Origin of the sequence: Streptococcus sp. 2100 (assembly GCF_013276335.1) — a bacterium.
In the GTDB taxonomy this organism is placed as follows: domain Bacteria; phylum Bacillota; class Bacilli; order Lactobacillales; family Streptococcaceae; genus Streptococcus; species Streptococcus pseudopneumoniae.
Genome location: NZ_VMKV01000031.1, coordinates 1 through 19,037 on the forward strand (window position 1 = coordinate 1; position 19,037 = coordinate 19,037).

Here is a 19,037-nt window from a genome sequence, read left to right on the forward strand (position 1 = left end):
AGCTGACTTCGTCAGTTCCATCTACAACCTTAAAACAGTGTTTTGAGCAGCCCGCAGCTAGTTTCCTAGTTTGCTCTTTGATTTTCATTGAGTATTACTTCATTTTCTTCTGAAATGGAGTTGTTACCCAGTCTATGCTATTGAAAATACGCCAAAACTTCTAAGGGTTTGTGAGCGATATAATCAGGTTGATAGTTTAGTAGATCTGCTTGCTCTCCAAATCCCCAAGTGATGGCCAATTTCTGAATACCTGTTTCTCGAGCTCCCAGCATATCAAACTTGGTATCTCCGATGATGATGGCTTGTTCTGGTGCTAGTTGATGTGCCTGCAAGGCTTGGTGAATGACATCTGCCTTATGGGGTGCTTCAGGGCTAGAACCATAAATGCCATCAAAGAAATGATGGATTTCCAAGTTTTTTGCCATGTCTTGAGCAGTAGATGTATTCTTTGTCGTGGTGATGTAGAGTGGATAACTGCTCGATAACTCCTCAAGCAAGTCTATAATCTGAGGAAAGAGTTGAGTTTCATAGATGCCTTTTGCCTTATAGTAAGAACGATATATCTGCACGGCTTCAGAAATTTGGTCTTTGGACAGGCAGGTCGCAAAACTACTTTCAAGAGGTGGTCCCATAAAACCACGAATAGTTTTGGCATCAGGGCTAGGTACCCCCAGCTCTTTAAAGGTATAGGTAAAGGCATTGTGAATCCCGATAGAACTATCAACGAGGGTTCCATCCAAATCGAAAAAAATCGCTGTGATAGAGGTCATGGTTTCTCCTATTTGATAAGCTTATTCTCCGAAAATTTCTTTTTGGAGGCGACGACCAGTAGGGGTGGTAGCGAGTCCACCTTCAGCTGTTTCACGAAAGGCAGTTGGCATGCTTGCTCCTACTTGGTACATGGCATCGATCACTTCATCCACAGGGATTTTAGATTCAATACCTGCCAAGGCCATGTCTGCTGCGATGAAAGCAAAGCTAGCTCCCATGGCATTACGTTTGACACAGGGAACTTCGACCAAACCTGCAACAGGGTCACAGATGAGGCCTAGCATATTTTTAATGACAAAGGCAATAGCTTGACTGGCCTGATAAGGTGTTCCACCTGCAGCCAGAGTCAAGGCGGCAGCACTCATAGCAGAGGCTGAACCAACTTCAGCTTGACACCCGCCCTCAGCACCTGAGATGGAGGCATTGTTTGCGATGACTAGTCCAAAGGCACCAGCAGCAAAGAGGAAATCCAATTGTTGCTCGTGGCTGAGGTCTAATTTTTCAATAGCAGCAGTGAGAACGGAAGGGAGACAACCGGCACTTCCTGCGGTAGGAGTAGCGCAGACCAAGCCCATTTTAGCATTGTGTTCATTGACTGCGATAGCATTTCGGGCAGCAGAGAGAATCGTGTAATCTGATAAAGTTTTTTCGTTTTTGATGTAGTGATCCAATTTGGCAGCATCTCCACCTGTCAGGCCACTACGAGATTTATTTTCATTGAGGCCAAGTTGGACAGAGGCTTTCATAACTTCCAGATTGCGTTCCATGAGAAGGAAGACTTCTTCACGTTCGCGACCGGTCAATTCAAACTCTGTTGTAATCATGAGTTCTGCGACATTTCCTTGAAAGTCCAGATCTGCTTGCTCGACCAATTCTTTGATAGAATAAAACATGCTTCCTCCTATTTAAAGAAATTGACATTGTGGAGATGAGGGATTTTTCGAATTTCTTCGATAGCCTCATCACAGTTGCGACTGTCAACTTCGATAATCATAATGGCTTTTTCACCAGCTTTTTCACGAGTGACATTCATCTGGGCGATATTGATACCATAGCGGGAAAGCGCCTCTGTTACAAGAGCAATCATGCCTGGAATATCTTGATGAACGATGATGATAGTCGGTGTATTCATATTGAGAGAGACGGCAAAACCATTGAGTTCGGTTACCTGAATATTTCCTCCACCGATAGAAATACCAGTCACGCTGATGGTCTTGTGGACATTTTTGACGGTAATTTTAGTGGTGTTGGGGTGAGGGGCATTGCTGTCTTTCTGAATGGTCCAGACAATCTTGATACCACGCTTGTGGGCAATCTCCAGACTGTTTGGAATTTCAGGATCATCTGTATCCATGCCTAAAATACCTGCAACAAGGGCTAGGTCTGTTCCGTGACCACGATAGGTCTTGGCAAATGAGTTAAAAAGTTGGAATTCAACTTCTGTCGGAGTATCATCAAAAATGGAAGAGACAATCTTCCCAATACGAACAGCACCAGCGGTATGGCTACTAGATGGGCCAATCATAACTGGTCCGATGATATCAAAGACAGATTGAAAACGAAGTGATTTCATCAGTTTCCCCTTATAAAAATTCTTATCTCTATTATATCAAAGAATGAGGGTCTTGACTTTAATTGTGGATGAAAACCTTTCTAATACCTCAAATAGCATAAAAATAGTATCTTTTATGACAAAAAACACCTTATCTAGGGAAATAAAAAATAATTTTGTAATATTTCTACATAAAAGTGTCAAGAAACGGTAATATTTAAAGGGTATGATAGAACTATAGAAAGAAGGAGAATTTTCGAATATGAAATCAATAACTAAAAAGATTAAAGCAACTCTTGCAGGAGTAGCTGCCTTGTTTGCAGTATTTGCTCCATCATTTGTATCTGCTCAAGAATCATCAACTTACACTGTTAAAGAAGGTGATACACTTTCAGAAATCGCTGAAACTCACAACACAACAGTTGAAAAATTGGCAGAAAACAACCACATTGATAACATTCATTTGATTTATGTTGGTCAAGAGTTGGTTATCGATGGCCCTGTAGCGCCTGTTGCAACACCAGCGCCAGCTACTTATGCGGCACCAGCCGCTCAAGATGAAACTGTTTCAGCTCCAGTAGTAAGTGAAACAGTTGTTTCAACTGTAAGCGGATCTGAAGCAGAAGCCAAAGAATGGATCGCTCAAAAAGAATCAGGTGGTAGCTATACAGCTACAAATGGACGTTATATCGGACGTTACCAATTAACAGATTCATACCTGAACGGTGACTACTCAGCTGAAAACCAAGAACGTGTAGCAGATGCCTACGTTGCAGGACGTTACGGTTCATGGACTGCTGCTAAAAACTTCTGGCTTAACAATGGCTGGTATTAAGAACTAACGAACAAATAATATGTAAAGAGTCGAGGAAATCCCTCGGCTTTTTTATCTTTCCTTCGCTTGGTAATAGATCTCTACTTCTTTTTTGAGATGAGACAGCAGAGAAGTTTCCTCGGTTAGCTCCAGAAGGGAGAACCCTTTTTGGATAAGTTTAGAATCGTCTGTACAAATCCCAATACGGACATAGCAGATAGCCAGCCTGTCGTAGCTTTTCTTATTCTTGGCGTCCTCTAGTAAAGTGTAGCAGATTTGCTTACACATGTTTTTATCTTGATTGTATAGATAGAGTGTGGAAAGGTTGAGCAGGATTGCTATTCGCAAGTCATATAAATGTTGATAGTTTTTATAGACTTCTAGGCGTTGCAATATTTTTCCAGTGATGAGATGGAGGTATTCAATGGGAAAACTGAAAAGAATGGTATTGAGGATTTTTAGATCACTCTCATACCATGTATCTTGTTTTTCAATTTTTCTCCAAAGTTTTTTGACAACCTGTTCTGCGTGATCTGATAGTTCACCTGCCCCGTGTTGACGGATATAAATGACAACTTCAAGCATATCTCTGATTTCTTCTATAGGGAGATCGTGGTGGGTCTTGAGGTAGTCTTGGCATTTTTGAAATAAATTGACAAGATCGCTGGTCCCGATAATGGAACGCATATTGAGATAGGTTTGCATAATCTCTGTGCGTTGACTTGGTTGATAAAGTTGACAGATATATTCAAACTCTTCAAAACTCATATTGATTTGACGGAGAAGAAATTCCATATTTTCATATTTTGGGGTTGTCTTGCCACTTTCGATTTTTGATAAGCTGGTTCTTGAGAGAACACCCTCACAGACCTCTTCTTGGGTCAGCCCCTTTGACTCACGTATTTCTTTATAGACCTTTCCGAAATCATAACGCATGATTTTCTCCTTTCTGTGAAAAAAGTTAACAAATAATAAAATCTTGTTAAAAATATTGTATCATAGCAGTGTAAAAAGTAAAAAAGAAAGTAAAAATAAATTTGTGAAAAAAGTTAACGTAATTTTGAAATGAGCTTAATAAGAGGTATGATGTAGGTAGAAAATAAAGATAGGAGAAAAAGTATGAATAAAAAAATATTTTGTATTCTAGTATGTATTATATCATTGATTAGTCTGGCTATAATCTTTCCATGGGGCTGGCCGATATAATGTAAGGGAGCTTGAGTTGTTAAAGGAGGCTTAGTCCTTGGACAAAAATCTGCTGTACTACAATGCTTGGAAAGATATCAAGAACAAAGAATGATACGGTTGAAAATAAACTAATTCAAGAACTACTGGGCAGTGATTGAGGTTTGGGTGACATCAAAGAAAAGTTAGATGAATTCTAAAGAATTGAGTATTTCTATGTTAAAAAAATATCCTTGTACGATGCAACATGACCAGTCAGATTGTGCTGCGGCAGTTGTTTCAACAGTTCTTTTATCTTACAAAAAGGAACTATCAATCATGAAGATTAGGGAAATTATTGGTACAGACATGTATGGAACGACTGTCAGTGGTATTGTTTCAGGTCTGAATAAGTTGAATTTTACAGTAAAAGCTGTTCGAGTAGCACTGGAAGATTTGACTCCAAAATTAACATTTCCTGCGATTCTTCAAGTTAAGAATGATTTAGGTCAAAATCATTTTGTGGTATTACATAGTATCAAAAGGAATAGTAAATTTTACGTAGCAGACCCTGCTAGTGGCATACGCAAGATGTCAAGTGACGAACTGGGAGAAATTTATCAAGGTATTACTCTTTTTATGGTTCCAAATTCGGATTTTGAAAGAGGGAAACTAAAGGGAAAAGGACTTCTTGATTTATTTGGAACGTTAATTTTTAATCAAAAAGGATTGATTAGTACAGTCATATTAGCTTCCTTTGTTTTAAGTATCATTGGTATTTTATCGAGTCTCTTTTCAAAAGTTATCATGGACGAGGTGATTCCATATGCTTTAAAAAATAGTCTGTATATGTTTTTGATAGTATTTGGAATAGTGTCGTTCTTACAGACTCTTCTATCTGCATTTCGTCAGCACGTTCTTTTGTTTCTATCTCGAAAAATTGATATACCGGTTTTAATGGGATATTATGACCATATTATTCATCTTCCTTATAGTTTTTTTGGAAGTCGTAGAGTTGGTGATGTTTTAACAAGATTTCAAGATGCGATGACGATAAAGAATGTGTTTACGTCAGTCTCTATTTCATTAGTCATGGATATCACCTTGTCAGTTATTAGTGCGGTTGTCCTTTGGACTATTAATCAATCTTTATTTCTGATATTAGTTTTTATGGTTATTGTTAACATCATTCTTATATACTGTTTTAAAAAGCCTTATAAAAAAATTAATCATGAACAAATGGAAGCAAATGGACTTCTTAATTCACAGTTAATTGAATCTATTCGTAACATTGATACCATTAAGTCTCAGCATGATGAGGAACAACGTTTAAACAAAATTGAAGAAAAATTTGTTCATACTTTAGAAATTGGTTATAAAGAGGGTGTTTTGCAGAATATTCAATCTACAATATCTTCAATGACCTCAACCATGGGTGGGTTATTATTTATGGGAGTGGGCGCCTTATTTATCATTGATGGAAAAATGACTATTGGGGACCTCTTGGTTTTCAGACATTAAGTCAATATTTTACAGAACCTATTCAGAATTTAGTTGGCTTGCAGTTAACCTTTCAAGAGGTACAGGTTGCGGTTAGTCGGCTTCAAGAATTGATGGAAGTAGATTGTGAAGACATTGCCTTGGATTATAGTATTAGAGACTTCACCTTATGTGATGACATTGAATTTAAAGATGTAACATTTGCCTATGGTTCACGCCCTCCTGTTATCGAGGACTTTAATTTGCGAATTAAACAAGGAGAAAAAATAGCTTTTGTTGGAGAAAGCGGAGCAGGAAAAAGTACGCTAGTTCGTTTGTTATTAAGATTTATAAATCCGAGTGAGGGGAAAATTCGTATAGGAGAAAATGACTTATCAGATCTTGACTATGGTAAACTACGTAAGAAAATTTCCTACATTCCTCAGACCATAGAACTCTTTACAGGGACAATTATTGATAATCTAAAAATTGGTAATCCTTCTGTTACATATGAGGATATGGTGAGAGTTTGTCGTATTGTTGGTATTCATGATACGATTCAACGTCTTCAAAATCGTTATGGCTCCTTTGTAGAAGAAGGCGGTCAAAATTTCTCGGGTGGAGAGAAACAACGATTGGCTATTGCAAGAGCACTACTGAGTAAAGCTGATTTGTATATATTTGATGAGGCAACCTCTAACTTAGATTCATTTAGTGAACAGATTATTCAGGATTTAATCTTTAATAAAATAATGGATAAGACAACAATTGTAGTAGCCCACAGGCTGTCTACAATTCTTCGATGTGATAAGATATGCTTTTTAGAAAATGGGACTATTATGGAATATGGTACTCATGAAGAACTAATGGCGAAAAATGGAAAGTATGCTAGAATGGTTGGTTTGCAGAGCGTTCAAGTGAATCAACAAATTCAGTCACAGGCTGTGTTAGATACAGAGGAGGTTACTTATGGCTAAGTTAGAGGTAAAAGATAATAAAAAACTGGTACTAAAGTCAGTTATCTGTAAAAAGTTACATGATACAAAAGTAGAAGATGTAGATCAGGAAATTAATAAATTTCATCAACATTTGCAGTTGTTAAAAGCACAAATTTTTGGTCCATTAATTGTAAAAAGTTGTGGTACTACTATTCATGATGATGGATTAATAACGACTGATTTTGAGTTTTATATTCAAGCTCATAATGCTCAACAGTACAGTAACATTTATGATGTACAGGATTCTATCTCTGTTCCATATTGTTTATATGTTCGTTTTGAAGACAGTCCAGAGTATCTACAGTATGCGTATTCTAAATTGGATCTATATGTCTATGAAAATGATATTCAAACGGATGGGATTGTCTATACAGTTTATGTTAATTCTTCTCCTGAAAAAATGGTAGTAGATATTTTTAGACCAATTGTAAGCCTATGAAATTATATAATAAATCAGAATTACGTTATTCTCGTATTTTCTTTGATAAGAGACCACCAGCTTTTGCGTTTATTCTCATTATTTCAACTGCTATTATCTTAAGCGGTGCATTGGTTGGCGCAGCTTATATACCCAAAAACTATATTGTAAAAGCGAATGGAAATTCAGTTATAACAGGTACAGAGTTCCTATCAGCAATTGGTTCAGGGAAGGTAGTTACTTTACATAAGTCAGAAGGAGATATGGTAAATGCTGGAGATGTCATTATTTCGTTATCAAGTGGACAAGAAGGTTTACAAGCGAGCTCTTTAAATAAACAATTGGAGAAGTTACGTGCAAAAGAAGCTATCTTTCAAAAATTTGAACAATCATTAAATGAGAAATACAATCATTTATCTAATTCTGGTGAAGAACAGGAATATTATGGGAAAGTTGAATACTATCTGTCTCAGTTAAACTCGGAAAATTATAATAATGGTACCCAGTATTCAAAGATTCAGGATGAATATACGAAGTTGAATAAAATAACAGCTGAAAGAAATCAGTTAGATGCCGACTTGCAAGTTCTACAAAATGAATTGCTTCAACTTCAACAGCAAGGAGACTCCCCTTCCTTATCAGATACGACATCAGCTGATGATAAAGCTAAGTTAGAAACTAAGATATTAGAAATAACAACAAAAATCGAAGCATTAAAAACAAATATTACTTCTAAGAATAGCGAGATTGATAGTCAACAAAGCAATATTAAAGATATGAACCGTACCTATAATGATCCAACTTCTCAGGCTTATAATATTTATGCTCAATTAGTTAGTGAGTTAGGTACTGCTCGTTCAAACAACAATAAAAGTATTACAGAGCTTGAGGCTAATCTTGGAGTGGCAACAGGTCAAGATAAAGCTCATAGTATATTAGCGCCAAATGAAGGTACTCTGCATTATTTGGTACCTTTGAAACAAGGAATGTCTATTCAGCAGGGGCAAACGATAGCAGAAGTTTCAGGGAAAGAAAAAGGTTACTATGTAGAAGCTTTTGTACTTGCGAGTGATATTTCTCGTGTTTCGAAAGGAGCAAAAGCTGATGTTGCTATTACTGGTGTAAATAGTCAAAAATATGGAACACTAAAGGGACAAGTCAGACAGATTGATTCAGGAACGATTTCCCAAGAAACGAAAGAAGGCAATATTAGTCTTTATAAAGTCATGATAGAATTAGAAACCTTAACTCTAAAACATGGAAGTGAGACAGTCGTCCTCCAAAAGGATATGCCAGTTGAAGTGCGGATTGTCTATGATAAAGAAACCTATCTTGATTGGATTTTGGAAATGTTAAGTTTCAAGCAATAATTGGTTTTAAACATTAAGTCACCTATAAAATAAAGTAAGATAAAGGAAAGATATCTTATCTAGGTAACTAAGTGCTATAAACAAAGTCAACGATCACTTGTTAGGAAACTATCCTAACCATGCTTAATAAAAAAGGAGAATTTTAATGGAACTCGTATTACCAAATAATTATGTTGATCTTGAGCAAGAAGAGATGATGTATCTTGATGGGGGAGATGCACAAAACTTTGCACGTAATATTGGAGGTCTTTTATATAAACTGGGAGTTAATGCAGCTAACAGAGTAGCGGCTGGACTACCTTCTACTCTCACAATTGCGAAATGGGGGTATTGGACAGCGATGGCATATTTTCCAGGAATTACTACTAAATTAACAGCTATGACAGGTAATCCTATAGTTATAGGACTTGCTGCATTAGGAACAGCTGCAGCTGTTCACTATTTATGGAACAACAGAGTATATTATTAGTAGAAACTTTTCTATATAACTAGAATAAAGCAGGGTTTAAAACTCTGCTTTATCAAATATTGCTTTATAGAAAGTCCTCTGTGGGATTGAAAATGATAAGGTGTTTTGAATGAAAGATGATCAGAAATATTTATTAGCGGGACTTTATTCGCTTCTAGTTGCAATATTTTATTTTCCATTGATTGATTCCAAGGGGATTTTTGTAAGTATATTGATGGCGGTTTTACTTTTATATTTAATATACTTCATTGCAACAGTCATTCATATTGTGATAATTAAGTTTATAAGAAAAAAATCTTTTAAGTATTTGGTTCTATATCCATTTACTTACGATGGGAGCTGGAGATTTCAGCCTATAAACTTACTCTACTTTCCAGAAATGGTGAGAGATGTCATTCCGATTAATTTAGTTCAAGAGTATTGCCAAGGACAACCTTACGGACTGTTAAAAAAGATGCTGAAAAGAATTCGATTGTCACGAGAGATAGCTTTACTTCTGGCTACCATTATCGTCTATTTTTTTACGCATAGAATTCTACCTCTTTCAGTATTTACGTTCATGTTTTCTTATATATTGCTATTTGTACAATCTTATTTGGGTAGCAATACCGCTTGGATTGGAAATAGAAGATTAATAATAGATGATGAATTTGAAAAAATCTTGCTTTCAAAAAGTTATATAAAAGAAATATCATCTGCACGATACTCGGAATACTTGACATGTGAATACAAAAACCTTACACCAATCATATTGTTAGCTATTTTTGAAAATTTGCTTGACTCCTACTTGCTTCAGAATCAGAGTAAGGTTGACTTAGATATTTTTTATAAAGTTTTACCTTTGCTTTATAAAGAAAAATATACTATGGGATTCAATTACTTTGTAAGTTTAAATTATTTACTATATAAGGTTGGATTTTTGGGAATCATTTACGATAATGAAGCATTAAGAGATTTGTCAAAACAATATTTAAACAAAAATATTTCGGAATTACAAGATGGTTCTTTCGAGGGCGGTATACAAGATGCTGTTGCCTCTAAACAAATAGTAGTTATAAATGAATTTATAGCTTGTTTAAATTCCAGATGCATGCCATCCCAATATGATAGATTTTTTTATAAAGATAGACCTTATATTTTTTCCAGAAAGAGTCCTATTAAGGGGTGAAAATTTGTTACATTTGGATTAACAAGTGTCCTAGGGATTAGAAATAACTCTAGTATAGCTAGATATTTTTGAGTAACTAGAAATATCATTAGGCTACCCATATGATTGCCAGAAAAGATGGCTGATGAATCTTATTTATACTGTTGCAGTAGGCGTTGTCTAGGATAAATAAGCTATCTTGATGGGGGAGATTGGAATAATTTTAGTAGAAACATTAAAGGATTATGGGCAAGTAGCACAGGATTAGGTGATGCAATGTGCTAAGTTGGCTTGGTGTTAGCAGTAGTATTATTTAACAATGGAAAGTAGACTAAATGAAAAATAAGCGTTATTTTTTTGACACAATTTTAATAATTTTACTGCTTATAAGCACGATATTTTGTGTCAGCCCAGTATTTATAAAATTGGACATCTTAGGAACCCCCTCTCATGCCATCTTAACCTTTGTATTGGCGATACCGTTATTCTATATTTTGTCTCAATGCTTACATACTTTGCTATTACTAGTTTCCTCAATCTTTTGTAAATTAAGACCAATTTATTTTTATTTTATATTTGTGATTATTATAGGAGCTAGGAAATACTATCGAATTCTCTTTCACCAACTAATGGGATTTAGTCCAGGAGTAGCAGTGTTTTATAAGGAGAGTCAAACAACTAAGAATCTGTTTAAATTTTACTACTTCTTGTACTTTACAACACTAATTTCATACTATTTTTTCTTTACTTTTGTGTATGACAAATCGTTGCTTTTGCCTCTTATTCCATTTTCTATTATCATAGCATTAGTACAAAAACTTTATAGAATTGAGAATCAACAATTATTTCTGTTAAAATCAAAGGTACTAACAATACTGGAATCTAAGAGGGATTGTGAGTTTAATCTTCAGGATTATCATGAAATTTGGAAATTGCAATCAAAATCTGAGTTGCCATGCGTGGCTTTATCTTATATCAGTTTGATCAAGCCATATCTTTCAGAGAGTGTGCGTGAACAAATTGATTTATTAGAAGTTAAGCGATTTAAAAAAATAAATCATCCAATATCACTTTATGGTATGTTGGATGTTATAAAATTAAATCTATATTTACGGCATTATAATGAAAAAAATAAATATGAATCAATGTTAAAGAAAATTTTAGAGGTAAGACCAGACTTTGTTTTAATCGAGCAGAATATTGATGATAGTTTAAATAGCTCGCAACCATTATCTTTATCTTTAGCTATTTCAGAAATCCAACTTTTGCTTGAAGTGTATATAGGGATCAAACATGTTTCAATTAGGAGATAAAACTAGAATAACATTTGCTATTATAGGGGCAAGTTGCATATTAGTCAGTATGTATCTTATTCCACTTATTAAAACTGAGAATAAATTTTGGGAAATACTTTTATTTATATTAGGTGTATTGCTAATTGGAATTGCGTTACTAAGTCAAAAAAATAAATTTTGAAATAGTATTAGTGAGTTCGCAATCATTTATTGCTAGTGGTTTAGAACTGTTAAGTTTCAAGCAATAATTGGTTTTAAACCTTAGGTAACCTATAAAAACAAATAAGGTAGAGAAAGGATATCTTATTTAGGTAACTAAGTACTATAAACACAGTCGACAATCACTTTTTAGGAAACCATCCTAACTATGCTTAATAAAAAAGGAGAAAATAAATGGAACTCGTATTACCAAATAATTATGTTGCTCTTGAGCAAGAAGAGATGATGTATTTTGATGGGGGATTTTCTATTCCGAGATGGCCTGTTGCAACAGCCATTAATATAGCTTTTAATGATGTCTTAGGTGGAGGAGCAATCAGTCTAGTTAGAAATTATATTCGTAATTATGGTTTGCGGCGAGTTACAAGCGCAATTGCTGGAGCAGCTGCAAGATATGTTGGGGTACGAGTTGCAAATAGAGTGGCAGGATTTGCACTGTCTGCTATTAATGGATTTGCAGCTTGGATGTCAATTGGCGATGCTATTACAACAATCTGGGCCAATAATGATGTAAATAGGAGAGACCCAAATTTAAACGCCTTGTGGTAACTAGATATGGGTATTAAAATGGAAAAAATTTTTGTTATTATTTTTTTTGTATGTCTATTTATATCATCCATAACTTTTTTAGCCTATGATTTTGTTAGCGAAGAAATAAAAAAGTTGATTATTTGGATTAATGTCGTTTTTTTGATTTTAATCATAGCAATGATGATTTATCCAAAATTAAGAAAATGATAAGGACACTGTAAAATTATGATACGTAAACTAATTGTTTTCTTACTAATGCTCCCTCTTTTTGTCTTGTGGCTAGAGTTGCATGTCCTAGTGAATAACTTACTATTGAATCTAGAATCTCCCCTTGATTTTGTGATTAGTATGAGTCTTGCTTTCTGTAGTTTGATTTTACCAAAAATAGTTTTAGACATACTATACGCATTGAAAGATTTGTACAAGAAAGAAGCTCTTATTACGATTTTTCCTTTTATTTTTATAGGCAGGAAGAAAGTAAATGTGAGGTTCTCACCCTATTTTTCATTCCATCGAAAAAGTTTGTCGGTTGATGATTTAAAATCTAGAATGATATGGAGTTTTATTCTTGAAATAGCTATTATCCTAGTATTTATTTTAAAAATTCCTTTTGCAATCATCATGCTTACTACAATATTTTTCTGGACTATAATGGATATCAATCATCTCGTTTTTAATAAGACGGAATTTCTTTTTAATCAAAATAAGTGGGAAAAAGAAGATTCGTTTGAAAGCGATTTGACGAAAACGTTAAAGGATAAGATACAAAAATCAGAGCTAAGTTATTCTGACTTAATGTCTCTTCAGCTGTATGATGCGATGAACCAATCCACCTTTTTAACGGATAGTGAACTTTTTGAGGATATTTTGAAAAAAATCGAAGATTCTCATAACACCCTTCTGTGTACAGGTCTTGTCGAGTTACTGATGTATGAAATGTCTATTAGTAACAATAACAACTGGTCCAACAAGGTTGATAAAATTAGGATACACCTCATCAGAATCAATCAATTAGATTTTTTCTATTATACAAGTTGGTTAAGAAATAATTTTAATTTCTGTATGAATAGAGAGTATGATAAGATAAAATCACGAAGGATATTGATTAGTAATAAGAAGATAATCTAGATTCATACTGTTCGTACAACAAATGAAATAATTTCAACTAATTAGGTTTGCAAATCTGTTCATCTATAGAATATGATTAGGCAAAAAAGTATCTTATCTAGGTAACTAAGTGCTATAAACAAAGTCGATGCTCACTTGTTAGGAAACTATCCTAACCATGCTTAATAAAAAAGGAGAAAACAAATGGAACTCGTATTGCCAAATAATTATGTTGATCTTGAACAAGAAGAGATGATGTATCTTGATGGCGGAGAACCAATGTCAATTTCGGCCATTGTTGCCTTGGCTATCACAATTGGTGGCGCATCGTATAGCACAGGATATGTGTTAGGAGAAAGAGTCTACTATTCAGGATATAAAAACTCTGATTATCAAAAAAATAAGTGGGGTATTAGGGGAGCAATGCTGGTTGCATTTGGAGCAATAGGTGCAATAGTTATGCTCGGTTTTGAAAATAGATACTATGCTTTGGTTACTGGTAGAGGATAAAATGTTAAGAGTAATAGTAGTTATTCAATCTTTAGTAATAATACTGCTTGCTGTTGCTTTATTATTATCTCGGAAAAACTTTGATTCGTTAAATGTTGTTCTTATAATGATAATCGTATCACAATTGTTGTTATTAGTATATTTGATAAAATCAGGGAATCAGTGATTAGCTGTTATTTGAATTAAGTAAACTGTTAAGCTTCAAGCAGTAACTGGTTTTAAATATTTAAAATAAGATAAAGGAAGGAAGTCTAATTTAGGTAACTAAACAAAGCCTGCGATCACTTGTTAGGAAACTATCCTAACAAGTGATTAATAAAAAAGAGAATTTTGATGGAACTCGTATTACCAAACAACTATGTTACTATTGATGAAGAAGAGATGATGTATCTTGATGGTGAAGGGTGGCTTGCCTTGCTTTGTGGAGGTGTAGGTGGTGTCGCAAGCGGAATAGCAGGAGCTATAACTGGAGCGGCAGCTGGTGCAGCACTAGGGACAATAACCTTACCAGTTATTGGTACAGTTAGCTATGCATTCATTTTAGCTACTTGTGGTGCAGCAACAGGTTATATGTCAGGCTATATTACCGGCTATAATTTCGGTAGGATATTGGAAAGTAATTTAGGCTGGGACTAGTTATGAAAGATAAAAAAGTACAACTATTTGCGACTATAGTATTTATTATGAATCTATTATTAGCTATCGTGAGTTTATTTGATACTAGTATTTTTAAGCATGTTTTCCTTATAGTGAGCTATCTGGTAATCATGTTTGCCTTTCTTATCTATATTGTTGCTAAATACATTCAATCACGGAATAATGGAAGGTAAGTATAGGATATTTTATGTGCCTATTCAATCATGGGCATCTTTATCGATTACCATTTCATTTTCGGCTTAGAAAAGAAAGGACAAGGTTAAAACAATTTCTTCAATAAAGGAGTCAAGATTGGCTCCTTTCCTTGTCTTCTCCAACCAAGCATGTTATAATGAATACTGCTCAAGCGACCTTCAATCGTTAAGCACACACGACCTTCAATCGTGAACTAGTCATTTCGTTTATCTTTTATTACGTCGTTAACTCGAAATGAGATGCAAGCTGAGCTTGTCTGATTTATAACCTCAATCAGTCTCCCAGACTGATTGAGCGAACTCAAGTTATGCCTGCGACTCGTTGCCTATCATATTTTCATTTTAAGATGATAGGCTAAAATGGTCTCCCAGACCATTTTACTACTAAAAGCAAACGAAATGACTGTACTCAAATAAATTCTATTGAAAGTCATAGTAAATAGAATTTTGAGGGGTATAAATAAACGAATAGATGGGAGACCTACCATGAGTGATAACTCTAAAACACGTGTTGTCGTGGGGATGAGTGGTGGTGTTGATTCGTCGGTGACGGCTCTTTTGCTTAAGGAACAGGGCTACGATGTGATCGGTATCTTCATGAAGAACTGGGATGACACAGATGAAAACGGTGTCTGTACGGCGACCGAAGATTACAAGGATGTGGCTGCGGTGGCAGACCAGATTGGCATTCCCTACTACTCTGTCAATTTTGAAAAAGAGTACTGGGATCGCGTTTTTGAGTATTTCCTAGCGGAATACCGTGCAGGACGCACGCCAAATCCAGATGTTATGTGCAACAAGGAAATCAAGTTCAAGGCCTTTTTGGACTATGCCATGACCTTGGGGGCAGACTATGTAGCTACTGGGCATTATGCCCGTGTAGCGCGTGATGAGGATGGCATTGTTCACATGCTTCGTGGCGTGGACAATGGCAAGGACCAGACCTATTTCCTCAGCCAACTTTCGCAAGAACAACTTCAAAAAACCATGTTCCCACTAGGACATTTGGAAAAGCCTGAAGTTCGAAAACTAGCAGAAGAAGCAGGCCTTTCGACTGCTAAGAAGAAAGACTCGACAGGGATTTGCTTTATCGGAGAAAAGAACTTTAAAAACTTCCTCAGCAACTACCTGCCAGCTCAGCCTGGTCGCATGATGACTGTGGATGGTCGCGATATGGGCGAGCATGCAGGTCTTATGTACTATACAATCGGTCAGCGTGGCGGACTCGGTATCGGTGGGCAACACGGCGGTGACAATGCCCCTTGGTTCGTTGTCGGAAAAGATCTAAGCAAGAATATTCTCTATGTAGGACAAGGATTCTACCATGATTCGCTCATGTCAACTAGCCTAGAAGCCAGTCAAGTCCACTTTACTCGTGAAATGCCAGAAGAGTTTACGCTAGAATGTACGGCTAAATTCCGTTACCGTCAGCCTGACTCTAAGGTGACCGTCCATGTCAAAGGAGACAAGGCAGAGGTCATCTTTGCAGAACCACAACGCGCGATTACACCAGGACAGGCAGTTGTCTTTTACGATGGCGAAGAATGTCTAGGTGGTGGTTTGATTGACAATGCTTACCGAGATGGACAAGTTTGTCAGTACATTTAGATTGACAAATTTTCTCAATTTGCTACAATAATAAAAGCAATAGAAATGATGGTCAAAGCTCATGGATGTTGCAGGCTTTTTTGTCCTGCACTTCTTTGGAGTTTTGACTGTTTTTGTGTCGTTTAAGGGAAAGGACAAGAATGATTCAACAAGATTTTCGGACAAAAACAGGAAATACAGTTTTTGGAGTTCGGGCGACAGCTTTGATTGTCCAAAATCGTAAGTTCCTAGTTACTAAAGACAAGGGCAAGTATTATACTATCGGCGGTGCTATCCAAGTCAATGAAAGCACGGAAGATGCGGTAGTCCGTGAAGTGAGGGAAGAACTGGGGGTCAAAGCTCAAGCTGGGCAACTAGCTTTCGTGGTTGAAAATCGTTTTGAACAGGACGGTGTTTCCTATCACAACATCGAATTTCACTATCTGGTGGATTTGCTTGAAGATGCCCCATTGACCATGCAGGAAGATGAGAAGAGGCAGCCTTGTGAATGGATTGACTTGGACCAGCTCCAGGATTTCCAACTAGTCCCAGCCTTTTTAAAAACAGCCTTACCAGATTGGGACGGCCAACTAAGACACATTCATCTTGAGAAATAGGAGAGAAATATGATTTATAACTTTACTGAAGAATACGATATTATTGTAATTGGTGCGGGACACGCTGGGGTTGAGGCTTCCCTGGCTGCCAGCCGTATGGGTTGTAAGGTTTTGCTTGCGACTATCAACATTGAAATGCTGGCTTTCATGCCTTGTAACCCCTCTATCGGTGGTTCTGCCAAGGGGATTGTCGTGCGTGAAGTCGATGCCCTCGGTGGCGAGATGGCCAAGACCATTGACAAGACTTACATCCAGATGAAGATGCTTAACACAGGGAAGGGGCCAGCTGTCCGTGCCCTTCGTGCGCAGGCTGATAAGGAACTTTACTCTAAGGAAATGCGCAAGACGGTTGAAAATCAAGAAAATTTGACCCTTCGTCAGACCATGATTGATGAGATTTTGGTTGAAGATGGTAAGGTTGTCGGTGTCCGTACAGCTACCCACCAAGAGTATGCTGCCAAGGCTGTTATCGTGACGACAGGAACGGCCCTCCGTGGGGAAATTATCATTGGAGACCTCAAGTATTCATCAGGTCCTAACCACAGCTTGGCTTCTATTAACCTTGCTGACAATCTTAAGGAATTAGGACTCGAAATTGGTCGTTTCAAGACAGGAACACCTCCACGTGTCAAGGCTTCTTCTATCAACTACGATGTGACCGAGATTCAGCCAGGGGACGAAGCGCCTAATCACTTCTCATACACTTCACGTGATGAGGACTATGTCAAGGATCAAGTGCCATGCTGGTTGACCTACACCAATGGTACCAGTCATGAGATTATCCAAAACAACCTCCACCGTGCGCCTATGTTTACAGGTGTGGTCAAGGGAGTGGGACCTCGTTACTGTCCGTCGATTGAAGACAAGATTGTGCGCTTTGCGGATAAGGAACGCCACCAACTTTTCCTAGAGCCAGAAGGGCGCAATACAGAGGAAGTCTATGTCCAAGGACTTTCAACCAGTCTGCCTGAGGATGTCCAACGTGAGCTGGTTCATTCTATCAAAGGTTTGGAAAATGCAGAGATGATGCGAACAGGTTATGCCATCGAGTACGATATGGTCTTGCCACACCAGTTGCGTGCGACTCTGGAAACCAAGAAAATCTCCGGACTTTTCACTGCTGGTCAGACTAATGGAACGTCAGGTTATGAAGAGGCAGCAGGCCAAGGGATTATCGCTGGGATCAATGCGGCTCTGAAAATCCAAGGTAAACCTGAGTTGATTTTGAAGCGCAGTGACGGTTATATCGGAGTGATGATTGATGACTTGGTGACCAAGGGAACCATTGAACCCTACCGTCTATTGACCAGTCGTGCTGAATACCGTCTCATTCTCCGTCATGATAATGCTGATATGCGTTTGACTGAGATGGGACGTGAGATTGGTCTTGTGGATGATGAACGCTGGGCTCGTTTTGAAATCAAGAAAAATCAATTTGACAATGAGATGAAACGCTTAGACAGCATCAAACTCAAGCCAGTCAAGGAAACTAATGCCAAGGTTGAGGAGATGGGCTTCAAGCCGTTGACAGATGCAGTGACAGCCAAGGAATTCCTTCGCCGTCCAGAAGTTTCTTATCAAGATGTGGTGGCCTTCATCGGACCAGCTGCAGAGGACTTGGATGACAAGATTATCGAATTGATTGAAACAGAAATCAAGTACGAAGGCTATATTTCCAAAGCCATGGACCAGGTTGCTAAGATGAAACGTATGGAAGAAAAACGCATTCCAGCCAATATTGATTGGGATGACATTGATTCTATCGCAACCGAAGCTCGTCAGAAGTTCAAACTCATCAATCCAGAAACCATCGGTCAAGCCAGCCGTATTTCGGGAGTAAACCCAGCAGATATTTCTATTTTGATGGTGTATCTGGAAGGTAAAAATCGTAGTATTTCTAAAACTCTTCAAAAATCAAAATGATACGTCGTCGGCTTCTTACGAATGAGTTCAAAGCTTGGCTTTGATTCATCTCCAACCTCCCATAGTTCCCCGAACTATGGGAGCTAACTCAAGTTATGCATTTTCCTAGCCTTCTGGTCTGATTTTCATTGAGTTTTAATCTCAAAAGAAAGCATAGAGAAAAACAGCTCCGAAGACGGGGCTGTTTTGTTGACTTGTACTCAATGAAAATCAAA

At 37.0% G+C, this 19,037-nt stretch carries 19 protein-coding genes and 1 pseudogene; 16 read left to right on the forward strand and 4 right to left on the reverse strand.

Features of this window, described 5'->3' with window-relative positions:
- Positions 1 to 137: 137 nt before the first annotated feature.
- Genes HT669_RS04805 through sdaAB form a run of 3 tightly spaced genes read right to left on the reverse strand, consistent with a single transcriptional unit; the run spans position 138 to position 2,344 of the window.
- On the reverse strand, positions 138 to 770 hold the full coding sequence (locus HT669_RS04805) for an HAD family hydrolase (RefSeq protein WP_023941060.1): 633 nt from the start codon (positions 768 to 770) through the stop codon (positions 138 to 140).
- 21 nt (positions 771 to 791) lie between these two features.
- Complete coding sequence (gene sdaAA, locus HT669_RS04810) at positions 792 to 1,664, reverse strand: L-serine ammonia-lyase, iron-sulfur-dependent, subunit alpha (RefSeq protein WP_000500040.1); 873 nt, start codon at positions 1,662 to 1,664, stop codon at positions 792 to 794.
- Positions 1,665 to 1,672: 8 nt separating this feature from the next.
- The gene (sdaAB, locus tag HT669_RS04815) at positions 1,673 to 2,344 is read right to left on the reverse strand and encodes an L-serine ammonia-lyase, iron-sulfur-dependent subunit beta (RefSeq protein ID WP_000838914.1); all 672 of its coding nucleotides are present in this window, start codon (positions 2,342 to 2,344) and stop codon (positions 1,673 to 1,675) included.
- Between the two features lie 241 nt (positions 2,345 to 2,585).
- On the opposite strand from sdaAB, the gene HT669_RS04820 reads away from it, so the two are divergent.
- On the forward strand, positions 2,586 to 3,158 hold the full coding sequence (locus tag HT669_RS04820; RefSeq protein WP_016398064.1) for a LysM domain-containing protein: 573 nt from the start codon (positions 2,586 to 2,588) through the stop codon (positions 3,156 to 3,158).
- Positions 3,159 to 3,209: 51 nt separating this feature from the next.
- On the opposite strand, the gene HT669_RS04825 is transcribed toward HT669_RS04820, so the two are convergent.
- The gene (locus HT669_RS04825; protein WP_172933648.1) at positions 3,210 to 4,073 is read right to left on the reverse strand and encodes a helix-turn-helix transcriptional regulator; all 864 of its coding nucleotides are present in this window, start codon (positions 4,071 to 4,073) and stop codon (positions 3,210 to 3,212) included.
- A gap of 465 nt (positions 4,074 to 4,538) precedes the next feature.
- On the opposite strand from HT669_RS04825, the pseudogene HT669_RS04830 reads away from it, so the two are divergent.
- The 15 genes and pseudogenes from HT669_RS04830 to mnmG all read left to right on the forward strand — a co-directional run bounded on the left by HT669_RS04830 (position 4,539) and on the right by mnmG (position 18,822).
- Positions 4,539 to 6,757: pseudogene (locus tag HT669_RS04830) on the forward strand (peptidase domain-containing ABC transporter).
- Entirely contained in the window at positions 6,750 to 7,217 is a 468-nt protein-coding gene (locus tag HT669_RS04835; protein ID WP_001096141.1) for a hypothetical protein, read from the forward strand. Before HT669_RS04830 ends, HT669_RS04835 begins: the two are co-directional and overlap by 8 nt.
- Positions 7,214 to 8,566: an HlyD family efflux transporter periplasmic adaptor subunit gene (locus HT669_RS04840; protein ID WP_023941054.1), complete on the forward strand. Its 1,353-nt coding sequence runs from the start codon at positions 7,214 to 7,216 to the stop codon at positions 8,564 to 8,566. The genes HT669_RS04835 and HT669_RS04840 overlap by 4 nt, the downstream gene beginning before the upstream one ends.
- 145 nt (positions 8,567 to 8,711) lie before the next feature.
- Positions 8,712 to 9,035, forward strand: coding sequence for a hypothetical protein (locus HT669_RS04845; RefSeq protein ID WP_023941053.1), 324 nt, complete (start codon positions 8,712 to 8,714; stop codon positions 9,033 to 9,035).
- Positions 9,036 to 9,144: 109 nt separating this feature from the next.
- The gene (locus HT669_RS04850; protein ID WP_023941052.1) at positions 9,145 to 10,203 is read left to right on the forward strand and encodes a hypothetical protein; all 1,059 of its coding nucleotides are present in this window, start codon (positions 9,145 to 9,147) and stop codon (positions 10,201 to 10,203) included.
- Positions 10,204 to 10,517: 314 nt separating this feature from the next.
- Positions 10,518 to 11,495: a hypothetical protein gene (locus HT669_RS04855; RefSeq protein WP_023941050.1), complete on the forward strand. Its 978-nt coding sequence runs from the start codon at positions 10,518 to 10,520 to the stop codon at positions 11,493 to 11,495.
- Complete coding sequence (locus HT669_RS11510) at positions 11,476 to 11,658, forward strand: hypothetical protein (RefSeq protein WP_023941048.1); 183 nt, start codon at positions 11,476 to 11,478, stop codon at positions 11,656 to 11,658. Before HT669_RS04855 ends, HT669_RS11510 begins: the two co-directional genes overlap by 20 nt.
- A gap of 212 nt (positions 11,659 to 11,870) precedes the next feature.
- Positions 11,871 to 12,245, forward strand: a complete 375-nt coding sequence (locus HT669_RS04860; protein ID WP_000424406.1) for an SPH_0224 family bacteriocin-like peptide — start codon at positions 11,871 to 11,873, stop codon at positions 12,243 to 12,245.
- 6 nt (positions 12,246 to 12,251) lie between these two features.
- A complete protein-coding gene (locus HT669_RS11075; protein ID WP_000511666.1) occupies positions 12,252 to 12,434 on the forward strand; it encodes a hypothetical protein in 183 nt (60 codons plus the stop codon).
- An 18-nt stretch (positions 12,435 to 12,452) separates the two neighbouring features.
- The gene (locus tag HT669_RS04865) at positions 12,453 to 13,355 is read left to right on the forward strand and encodes a hypothetical protein (RefSeq protein WP_023941046.1); all 903 of its coding nucleotides are present in this window, start codon (positions 12,453 to 12,455) and stop codon (positions 13,353 to 13,355) included.
- A gap of 183 nt (positions 13,356 to 13,538) precedes the next feature.
- Positions 13,539 to 13,844, forward strand: coding sequence for an SPAR17_0115 family bacteriocin-like peptide (locus HT669_RS04870; protein WP_000424423.1), 306 nt, complete (start codon positions 13,539 to 13,541; stop codon positions 13,842 to 13,844).
- Between the two features lie 333 nt (positions 13,845 to 14,177).
- Positions 14,178 to 14,480: a hypothetical protein gene (locus HT669_RS04875; protein WP_023941044.1), complete on the forward strand. Its 303-nt coding sequence runs from the start codon at positions 14,178 to 14,180 to the stop codon at positions 14,478 to 14,480.
- Positions 14,481 to 15,181: 701 nt separating this feature from the next.
- Complete coding sequence (mnmA, locus tag HT669_RS04880; protein ID WP_079253030.1) at positions 15,182 to 16,303, forward strand: tRNA 2-thiouridine(34) synthase MnmA; 1,122 nt, start codon at positions 15,182 to 15,184, stop codon at positions 16,301 to 16,303.
- 140 nt (positions 16,304 to 16,443) lie between these two features.
- Positions 16,444 to 16,899 (forward strand): NUDIX hydrolase, encoded by a 456-nt coding sequence (locus HT669_RS04885; RefSeq protein WP_023941040.1) that lies wholly within the window; start codon positions 16,444 to 16,446, stop codon positions 16,897 to 16,899.
- A gap of 9 nt (positions 16,900 to 16,908) precedes the next feature.
- Entirely contained in the window at positions 16,909 to 18,822 is a 1,914-nt protein-coding gene (gene mnmG / locus HT669_RS04890) for a tRNA uridine-5-carboxymethylaminomethyl(34) synthesis enzyme MnmG (RefSeq protein WP_023941038.1), read from the forward strand.
- The last annotated feature ends 215 nt before the right edge of the window (positions 18,823 to 19,037 follow it).

What these genes read in the sequence shown, in the direction of transcription:
- HT669_RS04805 (WP_023941060.1), bottom strand. Translation starts at nt 770, where the DNA reads ATGACCTCTATCACAGCGATTTTTTTCGATTTGGATGGAACCCTCGTT.
- sdaAA (WP_000500040.1), bottom strand. Translation starts at nt 1,664, where the DNA reads ATGTTTTATTCTATCAAAGAATTGGTCGAGCAAGCAGATCTGGACTTT.
- sdaAB (WP_000838914.1), bottom strand. Translation starts at nt 2,344, where the DNA reads ATGAAATCACTTCGTTTTCAATCTGTCTTTGATATCATCGGACCAGTT.
- HT669_RS04820 (WP_016398064.1), top strand. Translation starts at nt 2,586, where the DNA reads ATGAAATCAATAACTAAAAAGATTAAAGCAACTCTTGCAGGAGTAGCT.
- HT669_RS04825 (WP_172933648.1), bottom strand. Translation starts at nt 4,073, where the DNA reads ATGCGTTATGATTTCGGAAAGGTCTATAAAGAAATACGTGAGTCAAAG.
- HT669_RS04835 (WP_001096141.1), top strand. Translation starts at nt 6,750, where the DNA reads ATGGCTAAGTTAGAGGTAAAAGATAATAAAAAACTGGTACTAAAGTCA.
- HT669_RS04840 (WP_023941054.1), top strand. Translation starts at nt 7,214, where the DNA reads ATGAAATTATATAATAAATCAGAATTACGTTATTCTCGTATTTTCTTT.
- HT669_RS04845 (WP_023941053.1), top strand. Translation starts at nt 8,712, where the DNA reads ATGGAACTCGTATTACCAAATAATTATGTTGATCTTGAGCAAGAAGAG.
- HT669_RS04850 (WP_023941052.1), top strand. Translation starts at nt 9,145, where the DNA reads ATGAAAGATGATCAGAAATATTTATTAGCGGGACTTTATTCGCTTCTA.
- HT669_RS04855 (WP_023941050.1), top strand. Translation starts at nt 10,518, where the DNA reads ATGAAAAATAAGCGTTATTTTTTTGACACAATTTTAATAATTTTACTG.
- HT669_RS11510 (WP_023941048.1), top strand. Translation starts at nt 11,476, where the DNA reads ATGTTTCAATTAGGAGATAAAACTAGAATAACATTTGCTATTATAGGG.
- HT669_RS04860 (WP_000424406.1), top strand. Translation starts at nt 11,871, where the DNA reads ATGGAACTCGTATTACCAAATAATTATGTTGCTCTTGAGCAAGAAGAG.
- HT669_RS11075 (WP_000511666.1), top strand. Translation starts at nt 12,252, where the DNA reads ATGGGTATTAAAATGGAAAAAATTTTTGTTATTATTTTTTTTGTATGT.
- HT669_RS04865 (WP_023941046.1), top strand. Translation starts at nt 12,453, where the DNA reads ATGATACGTAAACTAATTGTTTTCTTACTAATGCTCCCTCTTTTTGTC.
- HT669_RS04870 (WP_000424423.1), top strand. Translation starts at nt 13,539, where the DNA reads ATGGAACTCGTATTGCCAAATAATTATGTTGATCTTGAACAAGAAGAG.
- HT669_RS04875 (WP_023941044.1), top strand. Translation starts at nt 14,178, where the DNA reads ATGGAACTCGTATTACCAAACAACTATGTTACTATTGATGAAGAAGAG.
- mnmA (WP_079253030.1), top strand. Translation starts at nt 15,182, where the DNA reads ATGAGTGATAACTCTAAAACACGTGTTGTCGTGGGGATGAGTGGTGGT.
- HT669_RS04885 (WP_023941040.1), top strand. Translation starts at nt 16,444, where the DNA reads ATGATTCAACAAGATTTTCGGACAAAAACAGGAAATACAGTTTTTGGA.
- mnmG (WP_023941038.1), top strand. Translation starts at nt 16,909, where the DNA reads ATGATTTATAACTTTACTGAAGAATACGATATTATTGTAATTGGTGCG.